Below are 16,272 nucleotides of genomic sequence, written 5' to 3' on the forward strand. Positions count from 1 at the left end.
GCTGACCGAACTCACGCTGCCGGCGGTGCCGCTTCGGCCGCCGCTTCCTCGGGCGAACCGGCGAGCGCAACAGCCTGCTGCACATCGACGCTGACCAGTCGCGACACGCCCGGTTCCTGCATCGTCACGCCGTGGAGATGTTCGGCCAGCTCCATCGTGATTTTGTTGTGCGTAATGATAATGAATTGAACGCCCTGCGACATTTCCCGCACGACTTCGCAGAAGCGGCCGACGTTGGCATCGTCGAGCGGTGCGTCGACCTCGTCCATCAGGCAGAACGGCGCCGGATTGAGCTGGAACAGCGCCAGCAGCAGCGCCACCGCCGTCATCGCCTTTTCACCACCCGACAGCAGCTGAATCGTCGAATTGCGCTTGCCCGGCGGCCGCGCCATGACCTTCACGCCGCGGTTCAGCACGGTGGCGGTCTCGCCTTCCGGCGCGTCGCCGGTCAGCTCCAGATAGGCCTCGCCGCCGCCGAACAGCTGCGGGAAGCGGGCCTTGAAGATGTCGTTGACCTGATCGAACGTGGTCTTGAAGCGGTCGGTCGTCTCGCGATCGAGCTGACCCATCGCTTCTTCGAGCGTGGCCAGCGCCGCGCTGACGTCCGCGTGCTGGGTGTTGACGTAGGCCTCGCGCTCGCGGCCTTCCTCGAGTTCCTGAATCGCGGCGAGGTTGATCGCGCCGAGTCGGTCGATGCGTCGGCCGATCGCGCCGAGCTTTTCCTCCCACAGTTCCAGCGGCAGGTTGCCGTTGGCATCCGGGGTGAGGTCTTCGGCCAGTTCCTCGCGGGTGAAGCCGGTTTCGGCGAACAGACCGTCGGCACCCTCGCGCCGGGCGCGCAGGTTCTCGAATTCGAGACGCGCGCTCTGCAGCCGCTCCTGCGCGGCTTCCTTGCGGCCTTCGGCGGCGCGCAGCGTCCGCGTGGCCTCGGCCTGCGCGGTTTCGGATGCCGTCAGCGCCTCGCGGGCGACCCGCAAGCGATCCCGCGCTTCCCCCACGGCCGCGCGCGCGGCTTCGACTTCCGCGGTCTTCTGGGCGATCGGCGCATCGAGTTCCTCGCCGGCCGCGCGGCGCGACTGCAGCGCCTGTTCCAGCGCCTCGCGCTGTTCGGCGAATGAATGCAGCGACTGATTCGCCGCCGCCAGCGCACTGTTCTGGCTGGCGAGCTGAATCTGCGCCTGATTGCGCAGGCTCGCCGCCTGTTGTGCCGCGCTGCGTGCCTGGGTCAGCGCTTCGCGGCTGCTTGCCAGCACGCGGCTGCGCTCGGCGCGCTCCGCACGCAGGCGCTCGGCGGTGTCTTCGAGTTCCAGCAGCCGCGCGCGGGCTTCGTCGAGTTCATCCGCCTGCTGCTGACGCTGCGCGGCGAGCAGTTCGACCTCCTGCCCGAGCTGCCGGATGCGGTTCTCGGTCTGCTCCAGCCGCACCGCCTGCGCCTGCCGATGCGCCAGCCGCTGGCCATGACGGCTGCGGGTCTGGTCCAGCCGGGCTGCGACTCCGCGACGCTCGTTGTCGAGCTGCACGCGGCGGGTGTTCATCTCCATCAGCTGCTGTTCGCCGGTCTTGACCGCCACGGTCAGCTCCTCGACCGAAGCCTTCAGCTGCTTCAGCAGCAGCCCGCGCGCGATGACGCCACTGTGCTGCGGATCGAGCTTCGGGTAGCGAATCCACGCGCGCCCCCGCCAGGTGCCATCCGGCGTGATCACCGATTCGCCCGGGCCGAGCGTCACCGCCAGCCGCGCGGCCTCGTCAGCGGACGCCGCGGCGCGGATGCCGGACAGCCAATCGATCACCGCGGCCGGCCCGGTCACACGCGCCGCCAGCGTGCCGTCATATCCCGGTGCGCCGGCCTCGGCATGCAGCAGCGTGGCGCCGGATTTCGGACCGGTCGCGGTCAGCCTGTCATGCCATTCCGGCAGCAGCGGTGCCTGCAGCAGGCCACTCAGCACGTGCTCGACCGCCGCTTCCCAGCCGGTTTCGACCTGCAGCGCCGTGTTCAGACGCGGCAGGTTTGCCCAACCGTTGCTGCGCAGCCAGTGGCCGAGATCGGCGTCGTCTTCGCGCAAGGCCGCCTGCTGCAAGGTTTCGAGCGAGGCCTGACGGCCGCGAGCGCTCTGCAGCGCCTGACGGGCTTCATGCAGGCCGGTTTCGACCGCCGTGCGCTGCTCGCGCGCGGCCTGCAGTTCGGCATCGGCCGACTGCAGGCGTGACTGCGCTTCGGCCAGCTCGTCATCGAGCCCGGCCAGTTCCGCTTCGACCTCGCTCAGCGAATCGCGGATCGGCGTGGCATCGAGCGCGGCGTGCTCGGCACTCAGCCGGCGCAGCCGTTCCTCGGTCTGAGTCAGCGCCCGCTCCTGACCCTGCACGCGCACGCGCTCGCCTTCAGCCGCAAGCATCGGCGCCTGCGAGCGCTGCGAAAACGCCTCCCAGCGGCTCTGCTCTTCGGCGACGTTCGATTCGGCATCGGCCAGCGCGAACTGCTGCGCCTGCTCGCGCTCCTCGGCCTCGGTGGCGCGCGCTTGCGCGGCGGCAGCGGCCTGGGTCAGCGACTGGTGGCGCAGCTGTTCCTGATCGCGCCGCCGGGTCAGCTCGAACAACTGCCCTTCCAATTGCTCCAGTTCGCGCACGCGAAGATTCTTCAGCTCGCGGGCATGCGCCAGATTCTGCTCGTGGCGGGCCAGCGCGCTTTCGGTCTCGTAGACCTGCCCCTGTTCGGCATTGAGCCGGGTGCTCGCCTCGCGCAGCCGGGCATCGGCGGCATCGCGCGCTTCCTCGGCCGTCACCACCGCGGCGCGGGCGGCTTCGAGCGCTTCGTCGAAGCCTTCGATCGACGCTTCCTGCGCAACCGCCTGGGCTTCGAGCGCGCGCAGCCGCAGCAGCAGCACCTCGGCTTTCAGACGTCGCTCTTCTTCCTTGAATTGCTTGTACTTTTCGGCATTGGCGGCCTGTTTCGCGAGGACGTCGAGCCGCGCCCGAAGTTCGCCCTGCAAGTCGTTGAGACGGCTCAGGTTTTCGCGCGTCTGCTTGATCCGGGACTCGGTTTCGCGGCGGCGCTCCTTGTACTTGGAGATGCCGGCCGCTTCCTCGAGCAGCTGGCGCAGCTCCTCGGGCTTGGCTTCGACCATCCGCGAGACCATGCCCTGCTCGATGATCGCGTACTGGTTCTTGCCGCCGAGACCGGTGCCGAGGAACAGGTCGGTGACATCGCGCTTCAGGCACTTGGTGCCGTTCAGGTAGTACTGACTGCCGCCGTCGCGCGTCAGTTCGCGCTTGACCGCCAGTTCGGCATACGCCGCGAACGGCCCGGTGACCTGGAAATCGCTGTTGTCGAACGTCAGTTCGACGCTGGCGCGGCCGGCCGGCTTGCGGCTGCGCGAGCCGTTGAAGATGACGTCCTCGGAATCGGCACCGCGCAGGTTCTTGATGCTGGCCTCGCCGAGCACCCAGCGCACGGCGTCGATCAGGTTCGACTTGCCGCAGCCGTTCGGACCGACGACCGAGGTCAGCCGGGACGGCAGCGGCAGGCTGGTTGGGTCGACAAACGACTTGAACCCGGCGAGTTTGATTCCGGACAGACGCATTCAGGGATTCGTAGAGCAGGCGGTGGGATGCGCCGCGGGGCTTTCCGGAAATCGGTGCCAGCCCGTTGCAGCGGCCGCAAGTTTAATGGATCGCGCCCGTGTTGCAGATTCGCGGCAGCGACGTGCGCCCGGAAACGCGCTCGCAGGTCGGCCGTGCGGTCATTTGGCACAATGCGCGCCTCGAATCCCAACCCCAAGCCTTGAACCATGTCGACCAAGCCGTCGCGCGAGCTGGAAAACTTCCCGAACCCGAATCCGGGCCGTGATTTCGTCATCCGCATGCGGATGCCGGAATTCACCTGCCTGTGCCCGAAAACCGGCCAGCCGGATTTCGCGACGCTGTATCTCGAATACATCCCGAACGAGCTGTGCGTGGAGCTCAAGTCGCTGAAGCTGTACCTGTGGAGCTACCGCGATGAAGGCGCGTTCCACGAGAAGGTCACCAACAAGCTGCTGGACGATCTGGTGGCCGTCACCCAGCCGCGCTTCATGCGTCTGACCGCCGACTGGTATGTCCGTGGCGGCATCTACACGCACGTCACTGTCGAGCATCGCGATCCGTCGTGGAAGCCGGACTTTGCCGACGTGGTCTCGCTGCCGCCGGCGATGTGGAACGGCTTCCAGGGTCACTGAATCCGGCTGCTGCGGCCGCCACGCGCGCTGGCTGCCGCCTGCGCCCTCAGTCGATCGGGTCCAGTCGGTCGTCGTGGGGCGTCAGGAACACTGGCGGCCAGGTGTCTTCGATCGCATCGAGCATGCGTTCGCGGGCGTCCTGATTGACCGCATCGAGCGAGCCGACCCGTTCGTAGGCGGCCCGCGTCGGCCACTGGGCATAGGCCATCCAGGTGCCGTGCTCGGAACGGTGCAGCCGCGAGCCGAGCGCGCCACGCTCCGCGCGCAGCGACTCGCTGAGATCGGCCCAGGCCGAGACGAACTGGCGGACCTTGCCCGGCTTGACCTCCCACTGGTACAGCACGGCAAAGCCGACGGCGGATTTCTGCGTCATGAGCGTTGATTGGCGTGATCGAGGGTGCGTGAGGTTGGCGTACCGCCGTGACTTGCCATTCTGCGTCAGTCTGGCGGCGAATCACGCGATTTTGTGGTCGTCGATCCGCGAATCGTCCGGCCCGGTTGCCGCGAAGTGTCGGGTCGGGTCGGACGACCTTGCCGCCGATGACAGCAGCATCGACCATGCACAGCGTGCGATCCGCCTTCTGACCCGGCCTGCCCGTTCCCACCGTGACTCTCTCCCCGCTTGCCGCCGACGTCCCGTCTGCTGCCGCTCCCGCGGTCGGCTATCGCGGCCGCTTCGCGCCGACCCCGTCGGGGCCGCTGCATCTCGGCTCGCTTGCCACGGCGCTGGCGAGCTTTCTTGCCGCGCGGCAGGCCGGCGGGCGCTGGCTGCTGCGGATCGACGACATCGATGGTCCGCGGTGCAAGCCGGAACATGTCACGACGATCCTTCGCCAACTCGACGCGCATGGCCTGCACTGGGATGAAGCCGAGCGCTACCAGTCGCAGCATCTGCCGGCGTACGAGGCGGCGTTCCAACACCTGCGGCAAGATGGCCACTGCTACCGCTGCAGCTGCACCCGTGCCCGACTGGCGGAAACCTCGGCCGCCGGCATCGACGGTCCGGTCTATCCAGGCACTTGCCGAAGCCTGAGCATTGTCGACTCCCCGGGCAGCTCGGTGGCCTGGCGGGTACGCGTCGGTGCTGGCGAGATCGCGCTTGAAGATCCGCTGCATGGCGTGATCCGTCGCGACCTCGTTCGGGATGTCGGAGATTTCGTCATCCGCCGCTCGGACGGCCGCATCGGCTACCAGCTGGCCTGCGTGGTCGACGAGCGCGAACAGGGCATTACCGAGGTCGTGCGCGGTGCCGACCTGATCGGCTCCAGCCTGCGACAGCAGTTGCTGATGCAGCATTTCGGCCACGCGGTGCCGCATTACCTGCATGTGCCGGTGCTGATCGACGCCTTCGGTCAGAAGCTCAGCAAGCAGAACCACGCGGCCCCGATCCATGCCGAGGCAGCCGCCCAGAACCTGATCCGCGGCCTGACGCTGCTCGGCCAGATCCCGTTTGCTGCGGATTGGCGGGGCCGGGTCGACGAGATTCTTGGCGAAGCGATCCGGCGCTGGAATCCACGCCTGATTCCGCACGTACTGTCGTTGTCGGCGGCGTAGCGTCGTCTGAATTCACCGGGATTGATTGTCCGAATGGTGAACGGCGGCTCACTCTGGCATTCTTTGCGCACCGCAACATCGTGAATCGCATGAACGACATCCGCGTCATCAAGAAGTATCCGAACCGTCGCCTGTACGACACCAACGTCAGCCGCTACATCACGCTGGAAGAGGTGCGCCAGCTCGTGTTGAGCAACGTGAAGTTCAGGGTCGAGGACAAGCGGACGAAGGAAGACATCACGCGCAGCATCCTGCTGCAGGTGATTTCCGAGCAGGAAGAAGGCGGCAATCCGATTTTCAGTTCGGAACTGCTGACCCACATCATCCGCTTCTATGGCGATCCGATGCAGCCGAGCATCAGCCGTTATCTGGAGATGTCGCTGCAGTTGTTCCTGCAGCAGCAGACCCATTTCAGCGAGCAGCTGAAGGACCTGCTGGGTCAGGCTCAGCAACCCGTCCAGCGTCTGAAGGAACTGGCCGAACGTCAGGTACCGATCTGGCGCACGGTCCGCAAGGAGTTCCTGAAGAACCTGACGCGCGCCAAGGCCGCGACGGCTGGCCGCGAGTGATTGGCACGCGAATTGGTTGTCTATGAGGCCGAGGCGGGCAAGATTAGACGGTAACGGCGGTCAACCACTCGTCCGGATATTTGACACGGCCGTCAAAACTTCTTACTGGTTCCGCAAGCTGCTGATTTTTCTTGCTTTGACGTAGTACTGCCAAATTGACAGTCCGAAATCACGCACTTATACTGCACCGCAACAATTACCCAACAATGAAAAGGCGCAGCAAATTATTATTATCTGCGCCTTGAATGTCTCCTCCAGAAAGGCCTAGCGCCTTTCTCGCACCTTGCCCCCTGCAACAGGGGGTTTTTTTTGTCCGTCGTTTTTTAGATCAATCTTGGTGACGGCGGAGCGATTCTCTACCAACGATTCGTCTGTTTCAAGCCCGACGATTGCACAGGTTTCGAAGACCGACGGACGGTTTGCCCGCCCGCCGGTCGTGGCCTGATCAGGCGACGTCGACCGCCTTCATCGACAGGCGGATGCGCCCCTGCTTGTCGATTTCGAGGACCTTGACCTTGACGGTCTGGCCTTCGCTGAGCTCGTCCGCCACGTTCTCGACGCGCTTCTCGGAGATCTGCGAGATGTGCACGAGGCCGTCCTTGCCCGGCAGGATCGTCACGAAGGCGCCGAAATCCATCAGCTTGGCCACCTTGCCTTCGTAGACTTCGCCGACCTGCACTTCGCGGGTCAGCGCTTCGATGCGCGCGATGGCGGCCTTCGCGGCATCGCCGTCGATGGCGGCAATGCGAATCGTGCCGTCATCGTCGATGTCGATCGAGGTACCGGTCTCTTCGGTGATCGAGCGGATGGTGACGCCGCCCTTGCCGATGATGTCGCGGATCTTGTCCGGGTGGATCTTGATCGTCGTGATGCGCGGCGCGAACTCCGACATCTCGGCACGCGGCTTGGCAATCGTCGCGGTCATCGATTCGAGGATGTGCAGACGACCCGCGCGGGCCTGTTCCAGCGCCTGCTTCATGATCTCGCCGGTGATGCCGGTGATCTTGATGTCCATCTGCAGCGCGGTGACGCCAGAAGTCGTGCCGATGACCTTGAAGTCCATGTCGCCGAGGTGATCCTCGTCGCCAAGGATGTCGGTCAGCACGGCCCAGCGGTCGCCGTCCTTGATCAGGCCCATCGCGACACCGGCCACCGGCGCCTTGATCGGCACGCCGGCGTCCATCAGCGCCAGGCTGGCGGCGCAGGCCGAGGCCATCGACGACGAACCGTTCGATTCGGTGACTTCGGCAACGACGCGGACGACGTACGGGAAATCCTTGACCAGATCCGGCATCACGGCAGCGACGCCGCGCTTGGCCAGACGGCCGTGGCCGATTTCGCGGCGCTTCGGCGCGTTCAGGCGGCCGGTTTCGCCGACGCAGTACGGCGGGAAGTTGTAATGCAGCATGAACTGATCGCGGGACTCGCCCTGCAGGTTCTCGATCAGCTGCGCGTCCTTGCCGGTACCGAGCGTGACCACGCCCAGAACCTGCGTCTCGCCGCGGGTGAACACCGACGAACCGTGGGTACGCGGCAGGATGCCGACGCCCATGTCGAGGCGGCGCACGGTCTTGTTGTCGCGACCGTCGATGCGCGGCGCGCCCGATAGAATCCGGTCTCGGACGACCTTGTATTCGAGATCGCCGAACGCAGTCTTGACCTTCGCGGCCTCGAACTTCGGCGTCTCGCCTGCGGCCAGCGCGGCAATCGCGGCGTCGCGAACCGCACGGACAGCATCCTGACGAGCCTGCTTGTCGGTGATCGCGTACGCGGCGGTGACATCGGCCGTGTAGGCTTCGAGTGCAGCGGTCAGGTCGCCGTTGGTGGCCGGCGCAGTCCACGCCTGCTTCGGCTTGCCGCACTCGGCGACGAGTTCATTGATCGCCTTGATCGCGGCCTGCATTTGCTCGTGGCCGTACAGGACGGCGCCGAGCATAACGTCTTCCGACAGCTGCTGGGCTTCCGATTCGACCATCAGCACCGCATCGGACGTGCCGGCGACGACGAGGTCGAGCTTCGATTCCTCGAGCTGCTTGTGGGTCGGGTTCAGCACGTACGCGCCATCGATGTAGCCGACGCGCGCGGCGCCGATCGGGCCCTGGAACGGCACGCCGGCCAGCGACATGGCGCAGGACGCGCCGAGCAGCGCCGGGATGTCGCCGTCGATCTGCGGATTCGACGACATGACCATCGCAACGACCTGAATCTCGTTGTAATAGCCTTCCGGGAATAGCGGACGCATCGGCCGGTCGATCAGGCGCGAGGTCAGCGTTTCCTTTTCGGTCGGACGGCCTTCACGCTTGAAGAAACCACCCGGGATACGGCCACCCGCGTAGGTGCGCTCCATGTAATCGACGGTCAGCGGGAAGAAATCCTGACCTTCCTTCGCATCCTTCTTGGCGACGACGGTGACCATGACCACGGTCTGATCCACCGTGACGATGACCGCGGCGGACGCCTGACGGGCGATCGCGCCGGTTTCGAAGGTGACGGTGTGGGCACCGTACTGGAATGACTTTTTGATGGGCGCTACGGGATAGACCATGACTGGCTCCGTCGAACTCGGATGGGAAACCGCGGGTGCTGCGTCGGCTTAGCGACGCAGACCGAGTTCGGCGATCAGCTTGGAGTAACGGCCTTCGTCTTCGCGCTTCAGGTAATCCAGCAGCTTGCGGCGCTGGTTGACCATCATGGTCAGACCGCGGCGCGAGTGATGATCCTTCTTGTTGGCTTCGAAGTGCGGCTGCAGCGTCTTGAGCCGCTCCGTGATCAGGGCAACCTGCACTTCCGGCGAGCCGGTGTCGCCTTTGGCGCGGGCAAACTTCGAGACAACAGCGGACTTCTGTTCAACGGAAAGAGACATCATCAAACTCCAATAATTGCTTTACGGTTCTGTAAGCCCGCTATTGTAGCGGTCGTGACCATGGGTCACAACCGCACCGTTCGGGGGCGGAGGTTCAGGTGCTTCTGGGCAAAAAAGTGGCGGCCAGCATCTCGGCCGACGGTTCCGGGCCAATCCAGCGTTTCGACGAAACCCGGCGATTCGGGCCAACCCGCACCATGCAGCAGGCCAGTCCTTCCGGGTTGTAGGCGACCATTTCGCCCGGCTGCGCCGCGGGATACGGCCCGCATTCGAGGCCGCGACGCAGGCGGGCCGCATCGAAGGCATCGACATCGAGCCGCGGCCAGTCCTGCAGCGCCGCCGACAGCGGCAGCAGATGGCTGCACAGGCGGTCGAGATCGAAATTGCAGTCATTGAGCTCCGCCAGCGTCACCATCCGGACCTTGCGAAACGGCCCGGTTTCGAGGCGCCGCAGGCCGACCAGGTGCCCGCACTGCCCGATCAGCGCTGCCCAGTCTTCGGCCAGCGTGCGGATGTAGGTGCCCTTCGAGCAGAACACCTCGAACTCGAAGCCACCAGAATCGACCTTCAGCAGGCGGAGTTCATGAATCGTGACCCGGCGTGGTTCGCGATCGATCTCGATGCCTTCCCGCGCCAGTTCGTACAGATGCCGACCATCGCGCTTGATCGCCGAGAACATCGGCGGAATCTGCTCGATTTCGCCGAGCAGCTTCGGCAGCGCGGCTTCGACCTGCTCGCGGGTCACGGTCGTCGGATCCGAACGCTCGATGACCTCGCCTTCCGGATCGCCCGATGTGGTCTTCTCGCCGAGCCGCACCACCGCCTGATAGCGCTTGTCCGATTCAAGCAGATAGCCGCCGAGCTTGGTTGCCTGGCCGAAACAGATCGGCAGCAGGCCGGTCGCGAATGGATCGAGACTGCCGGTGTGCCCGGCCTTCTCGGCATCGAACAGCCGCCGGACCTGCTGCAGCACGTTGTTGGAGCTGGCGCCAGCCGGCTTGTCGAGCAGCAGGAAGCCGTCGATCAGCCTCCGTTCACGATGCCGCTTGCTCATCGTCATCCGGAGTCTGCGGCGCGACGTTGTCGCCGCTCGGCCGCTCGTGAGCCTGTTCACTGGCCAGATCGCTGGCGATGGCCGCGCGAATGAGCCCGCCAACGCGATCGGCATCGCGCAACGCCATGTCCGCGGAGAAATGCAGCGTCGGCACATGCCGAATGCGCAGTCGATCGACCAGCAGATGACGCAGGCGACCGGCAGCGCCGTTCAGCGCCTTGACCGCCTGCTTCAGCTCGTCGTCGCTGCCAAGCTGGCTGACCGAGATCTTGGCGTTTCGCACATCCTTGGCGACGACCACGTCGGTGATCGTCAATCGGCCTATGCGCGGGTCGGTCAACTCGTCGCGGATCAATTCGGACAGCTCGCGCTGGAGCTGGGAATTGATCCGCAGGGTTCGCGAATACTCCCTCGGCACTAAGCTTCCGCCTTCACGGTGCGCTTGACCTGCACCCGGTCGAAGCACTCGATCTGGTCGCCGGCCTTGACGTCGTTGTAGTTCTTCACGCCGATGCCGCACTCGGTGCCGACGACGACCTTGGTGACGTCGTCCTTGTGACGACGCAGCGATTCGAGTTCGCCTTCGAAGATGACGACGTTCTGGCGCAGCACGCGAATCGGAAGGCCACGGCGGACTTCGCCGTCCATCACCAAGCAACCGGCGATGGCGCCGAACTTCGACGAACGGAACACGTCGCGAACCTGCGCGATGCCGACGATCTGCTCGCGCGTCTCGGTACCCAGCAGGCCACCGATGGCGTCGGACACGTCGTCCAGCACGTCATAGATGATCGAGTAGTAGCGGACATCGATGCCGGTATCCTGGATACGGCGGCGGGCGACGCTGTCGGCACGGACGTTGAAGCCGATGATGATCGCGCGCGACGCCAGCGCCAGATCGACGTCGGACTCGCTGATGCCACCGATCGAGCTCGACACCACGGTGACCTTGACCTCGGCACTCGGCAGCTTGCGCAGCGCTTCGGCCAGCGCTTCGGCACTGCCCTGCACGTCGGTCTTGATCATCAGGTTCAGCGACTTCTGCTCGGCCGAGCCATCGCCCATGCGGGCAAAGACCTGGTCCATGCGAACCGCCTGGTTCGATGCCAGCTTGGCTTCGCGCTGCTTCGATTCGCGCAGGATGGTCAGCTCGCGTGCCTTGCGCTCGTCCGCGACCACAACGATGTCGTCGCCGGCTTCCGGCGCACCGGACAGGCCAAGCACGGCCACCGGAATCGACGGACCGACTTCCTTCACCGCCTGACCGGCTTCGTTGAACATCGCGCGGACACGTCCGTAATGGGCGCCCGAGATGATCACGTCGCCCTGACGCAGCGTGCCGGAGCGAACCAGCACGGTCGCGACCGGGCCGCGGCCCTTCTCGATCGAGGCTTCGACAATCGTGCCGCGTGCCATGGTGTCGACCGGGGCCTTCAGTTCCAGCACTTCGGCCTGCAGCAGAATCGCGTCGAGCAATTCATCGATGCCGGCACCACTGACCGACGACACGCCGACGACCTGAACGTCGCCGCCGAAATCTTCGGCAACCAGTTCTTCCTTCAGCAGGTCGGTCTTGACCCGGGCCACGTCGGCATCCGGCTTGTCGATCTTGGTGATGGCGACGATGACCGGCGCACCAGCCGCCTTCGCGTGCTGGATCGCTTCCTTGGTCTGCGGCATCACGCCGTCATCGCCGGCCACGATCAGGATGACGATGTCGGTCAGCTGCGCGCCGCGGGCACGCATGCGGGTGAACGCGGCGTGACCCGGCGTGTCGAGGAAGGTGATGACACCCTTCTTCGTCTGCACGTGATACGCGCCGATGTGCTGCGTGATGCCACCGGCCTCGCCCGCGGCAACGCGGGTCTTGCGGATGTAGTCGAGCAGCGAGGTCTTGCCGTGATCGACGTGGCCCATGATGGTCACGACCGGCGGACGCGGCGTGGCCTTGGTTTCCGTGACCTCGCCGGTCGCGGCCGTCATCAGGCCGTCCTCGACATCGCTGTCCTTGACGAGACGGATCTTGTGACCCATTTCCTCGACCATGATCGCCGCGGTGTCCTGGTCGATGATCTGGTTGATCGTCGCCATCAGGCCGTTCTTCATCATGACCTTGATCAGCTCGGTCGCCTTCACCGCCATGCGGTTGGCGAGCTCGGCAACCGTGATCGCTTCCGGCACTTCGACTTCGCGGATGACCGGCGCCGTCGGGCGCTCGAAGGTATGCGCGTTCTCGACATGAATCTGACCGCTGGGCTTGCGCTTGGTCTTCTTGTCGCGCTTGCCGCCCTTGCCCGCCGCCAGATGCAGCTCGCGGCCACGATCGCCACCACCGCCGGCGCGATCCTTGTCACGATCGGCGCGATCCGGCTTCTTGGCGGCTGCGGCCGGCGCTGCCGGGGCCGGCGTCGGAATGATCTTGACTTCGGTCGCGCGGCGAAGGTTCTCGGCGGCGCGACGACGCGAGGACTCCGCGTCCATGCGGGCGCGGTAGATCGGATCGGTGCGCATCCGCTCCGCTTCGGCGGCCTTGACCCGCTCGGCTTCCTCGGCTGCGGCGCGAACGCGCTCGGCTTCTTCCGCGGCAGCCTTGGCCGCCGCTTCTTCGGCAGCCGCCTTGGCGGCAGCCGCTTCGGACACGACAGAGTCTTGAGCCGGTGCTGGCGGCGGAGTCGCAGCGGCTGTCTCGACCGCGGGCGTTTCGACAACGGCAACCGGTTCAGCCGGAACCGTCGTCGGTGCGGCGACCGGCGTTGCCGCAGCCGGTGCGGCCACGACTTCTGGCACGTCGAGCTCGTCGCTCTTGACGTAGGTGCGGCGCTTGCGGACTTCGATGCTGACCGTCTTGGTCGGCGCGCCACGTCCGCCGCCGAGCTTCAGCTCGGTGGTTTCCTTGCGCTTGATCGAGATGCGGCTCGCGGCACCGGCGCCGAGCGCGGCACCAGACGGCGCCGGCATGCGCGACAGCTTCTGCAGGTGCTGCAGCAGCGCGACCTTGTCGGCCGGGCTGATGGGTGATTTTTCGCTGGCGACGGCGACGCCGGCATCCCTGAGCTGCGTCAGCATTTCAGGGACCGACTTTCGCAGCTCGGCGGCGAGGTCCAACACGGTAAGGCTGCTCATCGGCGGGCTCCGGAGTGGTTCAGGACTTCTGTGACTCAAGGCCACGGGCGGTCATGATCAACCGGGCCGCGACTTCGTCGTCCATCGGCACTTTTTCAGTCAGTTCATCGGTCGCGAGATCGGCCAGGTCGTCACGAGTGACGACGCCGGCTGCGGCCAGGCGATACGCGAGGTCTTCATCGACACCCGGCACCGCCAGCAAATCTTCCGCCGGCTGCACCGACGCGGCCTGCTCGGCCTTGGCCAACGCCTTGGTCAGCAGCCAGTCGCGCGCGCGCGTGCGCAGTTCCTCGACGATCTGATCGTCGAATTCCTCGATGTTCAGCAATTCCTCATCCGGCACGTAGGCGATTTCCTCGATCGAGGCAAAGCCTTCCTGCACGAGGATGGTGGCCACTTCGGCGTCGACTTCGAGCGCCTCCATGAACATCGCCTGCACCGTCTGGTTTTCCTGTTCCTTCTTCGACTCGGCTTCCGCCGCCGTCATCACGTTCAGGGTCCAGCCGGTCAGTTCGGATGCCAGACGCACATTCTGGCCGCCGCGGCCAATGGCCTGCGCCAGCTTGTCTTCGGCAACGGCAATCGACATCGCGTGCGAGTCCTCGTCGACGATGATCGACTCGACTTCCGCCGGCGCCATCGCGTTGATCACGAACTGCGCGATGTTGTCGTCCCACGGCACGATGTCGATGCGTTCGCCGGCCAGTTCGTTCGACACGCTCTGCACGCGCGAACCCCGCATGCCGACGCAGGCGCCGACCGGGTCGATGCGCTTGTCCTTCGCCTGCACCGCAATCTTGGCGCGCAATCCGGAATCACGGGCCGCGCCCTTGATCTCGATCAGACCCTGCGCGATTTCCGGCACTTCCAGCTTGAACAGTTCGATCAGGAACGCCGGCAGCGTGCGGCTCAGGAACAGCTGCGGGCCACGCATCTGCGGGCTGACTTCGTACAGGTAGCCGCGGACGCGGTCACCCGGGCGCACCGGCTCGCGCGGAATCACGTGCTCGCGCGGAATAATCGCCTCGGTGGTGCCCCCAAGATCGACGATGATCGCGCCGCGCTCGATGCGCTTCACGAGCCCCGTCATCAGTTCGCCGACCCGGTCCTGGTAGGCGTCGACGATGCGCGCACGTTCAGCGTCGCGCACGCGCTGGAAGATCACCTGCTTGGCCTTCTGCGCGCCGATGCGACCGAACTCGATCGACGGCAGCGATTCCTCCCGGACATCGCCCGGCACGGCGTCCGGCTGGGTTTCCTGAGCGCGCGCGAGCAGGATCTGCCGCAGCGGCGTCTCGAAGTTCTCGTCCTCGTCGTCGACGATGGTCCAGCGGCGAAACGTCGCGTAATCGCCGGTGTCGCGGTCGATCGTGACTCGGATATCCCACTCCGAGCCGTAATGTTCCTTGCTGGCGGACACGAGTGCCGCCTCCAGCGCCTGGAAAATGATTTCCTTTTCGACGCCCTTCTCGTTGGAGACGACATCCACCATGAGCAATACGTTCTTGTTCATGAACCCGTCTTCTCCTTGTCAAAATTCGGAACCAGCTTCGCCTTGTCGATATCGGCGAACGGCAGGGTAATAGGACCATCGCCGGCATCGATCATCACCGCATCTTCGGTGGCGCCCAGCAGCACGCCCTGAAAACGACGGCGACCGGATACCGGTGCCAGCATCTGGATCTTCGCGATTTCGCCCTTGAATCGCTCGAAGTGCGCTGGCTTGACCAGCGGGCGATCGAATCCCGGCGACGAGATTTCGAGGCGATAGGCCTGCTGGATCACGTCTTCGACATCGAGCGTCGCCGCGACTTCGCGGCTGACCTTTTCGCAATCTTCAAGCGTGATGCCGGCCTCGGCGTCAATGAACAGCCGCAGCATGCCGGACCCGTCGCGCGGGCTGTATTCCAGCAATATCAGCTCGTAGCCGATGGCATTGACCACCGGCTCCAGCAATTCGATCAAACGGTCTCGCAGCACCCAGCATCCTCGTCGAATGGGTCTCGAATCGAGACCTTTCCTTCAAAATCGTCAGCAAAAGCCACAAAAAGCCAATAAAAAAGGCCCACACGGGGCCCGAATGCAGCGTACAACCTGAATTGGTAGCGGGGGCAGGATTCGAACCTACGACCTTCGGGTTATGAGCCCGACGAGCTGCCAGACTGCTCCACCCCGCACCGTTCAGTTAGCTAGTATAACGAGCCTCTACCTCTCAAGCAACAATTTGTTTCACTTCAGAACAAATACCGGTTTCGCCGGGACTTCTTCTACGTTGGTGCCGACGCCGAGACTCGAACTCGGACAGGTTTCCCCGCTACCACCTCAAGGTAGTGCGTCTACCAATTCCGCCACGTCGGCTTGAAACATGAAACTAACCGCTTGATTCACTCACCGCGTCGAACATTATAACGCGGGTTCAACGATGTTGCTTTGGAAAATCGAGATTCACGCTCCGATTCACGGAACCTGAGGCTTCGCTGGTTCCGGAGCAGCTTCGGCAGCCGGTGCCGCGGCAGCCGGCGCTGCCGGAACCTGCGGTTCGGTGCCTGCCGCCGGCGCGTCGCCGGCAGGGGCCGTGGCTGGCGGCAACTCGATCTGCTTGATCTCCGGTGCGCCCGTGTCGGCAGCCGCCGGGATGCCGTCGACGACACTGCCGCTGGCCGCGTGACGGCCCGTGACGAAATACGCCAGCGCCAGGCTCAGCGCGAAGAATGCGGCCGCGAGCCAAGCCGTGAGGCGGGTCAGGAAGTTGGCCGAGCCGCGCGAACCGAAGACGGTGCCCGAGGCACCGCTGCCGAAGGCAGCGCCCGCGTCTGCTCCCTTCCCGTGCTGAACCAGCACGAGAATGATCAGCGCAAGCGATACCAGCACATGAGCGACTACCAGAATTGTGTACAT

General features: G+C 65.0%; 13 protein-coding genes and 2 tRNA genes. 3 read left to right on the forward strand and 12 right to left on the reverse strand.

The annotated features are described in order from the left end of the window. Window positions 1-11: 11 nt before the first annotated feature. The gene (gene smc, locus QZ951_RS07385; RefSeq protein WP_292999896.1) at window positions 12-3,578 is read right to left on the reverse strand and encodes a chromosome segregation protein SMC; all 3,567 of its coding nucleotides are present in this window, start codon (window positions 3,576-3,578) and stop codon (window positions 12-14) included. 207 nt (window positions 3,579-3,785) lie between these two features. Between smc and queF the strand changes: the two genes are divergently transcribed. Further along, a complete protein-coding gene (gene queF / locus QZ951_RS07390) occupies window positions 3,786-4,211 on the forward strand; it encodes a preQ(1) synthase (protein WP_292999897.1) in 426 nt (141 codons plus the stop codon). Between the two features lie 46 nt (window positions 4,212-4,257). Here the strand turns inward: queF and QZ951_RS07395 are convergent, their stop codons facing one another. Next, a complete protein-coding gene (locus tag QZ951_RS07395; RefSeq protein ID WP_292999898.1) occupies window positions 4,258-4,584 on the reverse strand; it encodes an antibiotic biosynthesis monooxygenase family protein in 327 nt (108 codons plus the stop codon). Between the two features lie 233 nt (window positions 4,585-4,817). On the opposite strand from QZ951_RS07395, the gene gluQRS reads away from it, so the two are divergent. Next, a complete protein-coding gene (gene gluQRS, locus QZ951_RS07400) occupies window positions 4,818-5,765 on the forward strand; it encodes a tRNA glutamyl-Q(34) synthetase GluQRS (RefSeq protein WP_292999899.1) in 948 nt (315 codons plus the stop codon). Window positions 5,766-5,854: 89 nt separating this feature from the next. Beyond that, window positions 5,855-6,334 (forward strand): polyhydroxyalkanoate synthesis repressor PhaR, encoded by a 480-nt coding sequence (phaR, locus tag QZ951_RS07405; protein WP_292999900.1) that lies wholly within the window; start codon window positions 5,855-5,857, stop codon window positions 6,332-6,334. A gap of 445 nt (window positions 6,335-6,779) precedes the next feature. On the opposite strand, the gene pnp is transcribed toward phaR, so the two are convergent. The 10 genes from pnp to secG form a co-directional block, all read right to left on the reverse strand. Continuing rightward, window positions 6,780-8,879: a polyribonucleotide nucleotidyltransferase gene (gene pnp, locus QZ951_RS07410; RefSeq protein WP_292999901.1), complete on the reverse strand. Its 2,100-nt coding sequence runs from the start codon at window positions 8,877-8,879 to the stop codon at window positions 6,780-6,782. A 48-nt stretch (window positions 8,880-8,927) separates the two neighbouring features. Further along, entirely contained in the window at window positions 8,928-9,197 is a 270-nt protein-coding gene (rpsO, locus tag QZ951_RS07415; RefSeq protein ID WP_292999902.1) for a 30S ribosomal protein S15, read from the reverse strand. A gap of 94 nt (window positions 9,198-9,291) precedes the next feature. Beyond that, a complete protein-coding gene (gene truB, locus QZ951_RS07420; RefSeq protein ID WP_292999903.1) occupies window positions 9,292-10,251 on the reverse strand; it encodes a tRNA pseudouridine(55) synthase TruB in 960 nt (319 codons plus the stop codon). After that, on the reverse strand, window positions 10,232-10,771 hold the full coding sequence (gene rbfA / locus QZ951_RS07425; RefSeq protein WP_366943834.1) for a 30S ribosome-binding factor RbfA: 540 nt from the start codon (window positions 10,769-10,771) through the stop codon (window positions 10,232-10,234). The genes truB and rbfA overlap by 20 nt, the downstream gene beginning before the upstream one ends. After that, window positions 10,669-13,374 (reverse strand): translation initiation factor IF-2, encoded by a 2,706-nt coding sequence (gene infB, locus QZ951_RS07430; RefSeq protein ID WP_292999905.1) that lies wholly within the window; start codon window positions 13,372-13,374, stop codon window positions 10,669-10,671. Before infB ends, rbfA begins: the two co-directional genes overlap by 103 nt. A gap of 19 nt (window positions 13,375-13,393) precedes the next feature. Further along, entirely contained in the window at window positions 13,394-14,887 is a 1,494-nt protein-coding gene (nusA, locus tag QZ951_RS07435; RefSeq protein ID WP_292999906.1) for a transcription termination factor NusA, read from the reverse strand. Next, window positions 14,884-15,354 carry a ribosome maturation factor RimP gene (gene rimP, locus QZ951_RS07440; RefSeq protein WP_292999907.1) on the reverse strand — a complete coding sequence of 157 codons (471 nt, stop codon included), beginning with the start codon at window positions 15,352-15,354 and terminating at the stop codon, window positions 14,884-14,886. The genes nusA and rimP overlap by 4 nt, the downstream gene beginning before the upstream one ends. 120 nt (window positions 15,355-15,474) lie before the next feature. Beyond that, window positions 15,475-15,551: transfer RNA gene (locus tag QZ951_RS07445), tRNA-Met, on the reverse strand. Window positions 15,552-15,647: 96 nt separating this feature from the next. Continuing rightward, a tRNA-Leu gene (locus QZ951_RS07450) sits at window positions 15,648-15,732 on the reverse strand. Between the two features lie 99 nt (window positions 15,733-15,831). Beyond that, a complete protein-coding gene (secG, locus tag QZ951_RS07455) occupies window positions 15,832-16,272 on the reverse strand; it encodes a preprotein translocase subunit SecG (protein ID WP_292999908.1) in 441 nt (146 codons plus the stop codon).

Source organism: Nevskia sp. (assembly GCF_021732705.1).
Lineage (GTDB): Bacteria > Pseudomonadota > Gammaproteobacteria > Nevskiales > Nevskiaceae > Nevskia.